General features: G+C 63.8%; 5 protein-coding genes. 2 read left to right on the top strand and 3 right to left on the bottom strand.

Annotated features, from left to right (window positions below; all coding sequences use genetic code 11):
* The coding region (gene guaB / locus VMJ11_RS27070; RefSeq protein ID WP_325623524.1) for an IMP dehydrogenase at window positions 1-715 on the bottom strand (715 nt) is incomplete at its 3' end.
* Between the two features lie 290 nt (window positions 716-1005).
* On the opposite strand from guaB, the gene VMJ11_RS27065 reads away from it, so the two are divergent.
* Window positions 1006-2055: a DMT family transporter gene (locus tag VMJ11_RS27065; RefSeq protein WP_325623522.1), complete on the top strand. Its 1050-nt coding sequence runs from the start codon at window positions 1006-1008 to the stop codon at window positions 2053-2055.
* Window positions 2056-2064: 9 nt separating this feature from the next.
* Here VMJ11_RS27065 and VMJ11_RS27060 read toward each other — a convergent pair whose 3' ends face one another.
* Window positions 2065-2397, bottom strand: coding sequence for an RnfH family protein (locus VMJ11_RS27060; protein ID WP_325623520.1), 333 nt, complete (start codon window positions 2395-2397; stop codon window positions 2065-2067).
* Entirely contained in the window at window positions 2394-2831 is a 438-nt protein-coding gene (locus VMJ11_RS27055) for a type II toxin-antitoxin system RatA family toxin (protein WP_325623518.1), read from the bottom strand. The genes VMJ11_RS27060 and VMJ11_RS27055 overlap by 4 nt, the downstream gene beginning before the upstream one ends.
* A 102-nt stretch (window positions 2832-2933) precedes the next feature.
* Here VMJ11_RS27055 and smpB point away from each other — a divergent pair.
* Window positions 2934-3172: SsrA-binding protein (gene smpB, locus VMJ11_RS27050; RefSeq protein ID WP_325623517.1), on the top strand; the 239-nt coding region annotated here is incomplete at its 3' end.

Below are 3172 nucleotides of genomic sequence, written 5' to 3'. Positions count from 1 at the left end.
CGGCCTGCACCAGCAGTTCCACCCGTTCTTCATTGTCCGCACCGACGCCGACCGCCGCGCCGACGCGCAGCTTGCCATGCTCGTCCTTGCACGCGTCCGGATGCTCGGTCTGCTTCGTGATGTCCTTCACGGTCATCAGGCCGCGCAGTTCGAACGACTCGTTGATCACCAGCACGCGCTCGAGGCGGTGGCTGTGCATCAGCGCCTTCGCTTCGGCGAGCGGCGTGCCTTCCTTGACCGTGACGAGACGCTCGCGCGGCGTCATGATGCTGCGCACCGGTTCGTCGAGACGGGTTTCGAAGCGCAGGTCGCGGTTCGTGACGATGCCGATCAGCTGCGCGCCTTCGACGACCGGGAAGCCCGAAATGCCATGCTGTTGCGACAGCGCGATCACGTCGCGCACTTTCATTTGCGGCGGCACCGTGATCGGATCGCGCACCACGCCCGATTCGAAGCGCTTGACCTTGGCCACTTCGCGCGCCTGCTGTTCAGCGGTGAGGTTCTTGTGGACGATGCCGATGCCGCCCATCTGGGCCATGGCGATAGCAAGACGCCCTTCCGTGACGGTGTCCATCGCGGCCGAGACGAGCGGAATGTTCAGGGAGATGTTGCGGGTCAGCCGGGTCTTCAGGCTGGTGTCGCGCGGGAGAACGTCGGAAAAGGCGGGAACGAGGAGCACGTCATCGAACGTGAGTGCTTTCTGGATCAGACGCATGGCAAATCCTATAGGCGCAAAAGCAGATTATACGCGATAGCGCCCTGGAAATCATCAGTATGAACAGAGGCTTAGCGCCGTTTTCGGGATTATTTCCACGCTCGGGCCATGTCAGCGAAATGGGTGTGGCCGAACCACGCCTCCGACCCGAATTTTTGGCATGGCAGCCGGGCAGCGCCGCTGCGCGGTGCAGGATTGAACAAGACGGCCCTGTGCGCTGCCAGCTAAGCTTCGAGCCATCCTGTTAGATGGCCCGCATGGGCCGTACGAAGTTTCTGGAGAGAATCGAAATGCAGCGTGGTGTGTTGTACGGCGTGCTCGCCGGCGCGTTATGGGGAACCGTGTTCGTCGTACCCCGGCAGCTGGCGGAATTTTCGCCGTTGCTCCTGAGCTCGGGGCGCTATGTGATGTACGGCCTCGTCTCGCTGGCCGCCCTCCTACCCATGCTGCGCCGCGTCTGGCCGCGCTTCACGCGCGCCGACCTCGTCGCGCTCGTGAAGCTCGCGCTCATGGGCAACGTGCTCTATTACCTCTTTCTCGCAAGTGCGATCCATCTGGTGGGCATTGCTCCCGCCTCGCTGATCGTGGGCGTGCTGCCCGTCACGGTCACGCTGCTCGGTCGCCGCGACCACGGAGCCGTGCCGATCGCACGCCTCGCCTGGCCGCTCGCGATGATCGCCGCCGGGATCGTCTGCATCAACGTCGACGTGTTCACCGCCGCCGGCGACCCCGGCAGTCACGCGAGCGTACTCACGCGCGTCGCGGGCATCGGCTGCGCGGTCGGCGCGCTCGTGTGCTGGACCTGGTTCGCGGTCGAGAACGCCCGCTATCTGCATCGCAATGCGCACTTCAGCGGCAACGAATGGTCCGTGCTGTGGGGCGTGGTGACGGGCGCGCTCGGCGGTGTGCTCTGGCTCGGCATCCTCGCCCTGCCATCGGGCTGGGTGCAGGAAAGCGTGAGCGCCGCGCGCTGGACGACGTTCTGGCAACTGAACCTGGTGCTCGCGATCGGCGCCTCGTGGCTCGGCAACGGCCTCTGGAACGCTGCCGCCAAGCGACTGCCGCTCACGCTCTCGGGTCAGATGATCGTGTTCGAGACGCTGTTCGCCCTGCTCTATGGCTTCATCTACGACCACCGGCTGCCCCGCGCGCTGGAAGTCGCGGCGATCGGCCTGCTGGTGGTGGGTGTGAGCTGGTCGGTACGTCAGCATTCGGGTGGCCCCGAGGACACGGCCCACGGCGACGGCATCGTGCCGGAAGGCGATCTGCCGGGCCTCGGCAGCGAAACCGGTCACACCAAGTGCGACGCAGGCGCGCAGCAGCGCAGCACTACAGCCTGAGCGGACGCACTAGCGCGAATCCTTGGGCAGCCACTTGCGCCCTTCGATCGAGCCTTCCTTGCGGCTCTTGTCCACGCGGCGCTGGCGCGCCGTCTTGGGATCGACGATCAGCGGACGGTAGATCTCCACGCGATCATGGTCGGCGAGCACGCTGTCGAGCGGTTTGAGCTTGCCGTACACGCCCACCTTCAGCTTCGCGAGATCGATCTCGGGATGGCGCGCGAGGATGCCGCTCGCCTCGATGGCCTGCTGGAGCGTCGCGCCCGGCGGCAGTTCGATGCTGATGAGCGTCTGCGTGTCGGGCAGCGCGTAGCAGACGTCAACGGAGAGATTCGCGCTCATCGCTTGCCGTAGCGCTGGTCTGCGCGCTTCACGAAGGAATCGACGAAGGTGTTCGCGATATGATGGAACACCGGCCCGATGATCTTCTCGAGAATGATGTTCGCGAACTCGTAGTGCAGCGCGAACTCGATCTTGCAGGCGTCGGCGCGCAAGGGCGTGAAGCGCCAGTAGCCCGTGAACTTGCGGAACGGGCCGTCGGCGAACTCCATGTCGATGCGCTCGGGGCGCTTTTGCGTGTTGCGTGTGGCGAAATGCTGCTTGATGCCCTTGAAGTTGATGTGGATCTTCGCCTCCATGCCGGTCTCGTCCTGGCGACGAATCTCGACGCCACCGCACCACGGCAGGAAGTTGGGGTAATCGGCGACATCGGTGACGAGGTCGAACATCTGTTCCGCCGAATGGCGAATCAACACGGTTTTCTGGACATCCGCCATAAATTGCGCAATGCGTGGCAAGGGTGAAGGCGCCACGGGCTTTCGCGAGCCCGCTTTGCTAGAATCGCAATTTTAAACGAGTTGGGCCGTTCCCATTTTCCTATGAGCATCATCGACAACAGAAAAGCGTTCTTCGATTACTTCATCGAAGAACGCCACGAGGCTGGGCTCGTGCTCGAAGGATGGGAGGTCAAGGCGATGCGCGCGGGCCGCGCCAACATCAAGGAAAGCTACGTCATGATCAAGGGCGGCGAACTGTACCTGATCGGCACGCACATCAGCCCGCTGCCCGAAGCCTCTACGCACATCCAGCCCGACCCCACACGCATTCGCAAGCTGCT

This window comes from Paraburkholderia sp. (assembly GCF_035501035.1).
GTDB lineage: Bacteria > Pseudomonadota > Gammaproteobacteria > Burkholderiales > Burkholderiaceae > Paraburkholderia.
Note: the sequence above shows the minus strand (reverse complement) of the source record. Positions and strands in the feature narration are given on the sequence as shown.

Excerpts from the sequence above, each read along its gene's own strand:
- VMJ11_RS27065 (WP_325623522.1), top strand. The coding sequence starts at position 1,006 with ATGCAGCGTGGTGTGTTGTACGGCGTGCTCGCCGGCGCGTTATGGGGA.
- VMJ11_RS27060 (WP_325623520.1), bottom strand. The coding sequence starts at position 2,397 with ATGAGCGCGAATCTCTCCGTTGACGTCTGCTACGCGCTGCCCGACACG.
- VMJ11_RS27055 (WP_325623518.1), bottom strand. The coding sequence starts at position 2,831 with ATGGCGGATGTCCAGAAAACCGTGTTGATTCGCCATTCGGCGGAACAG.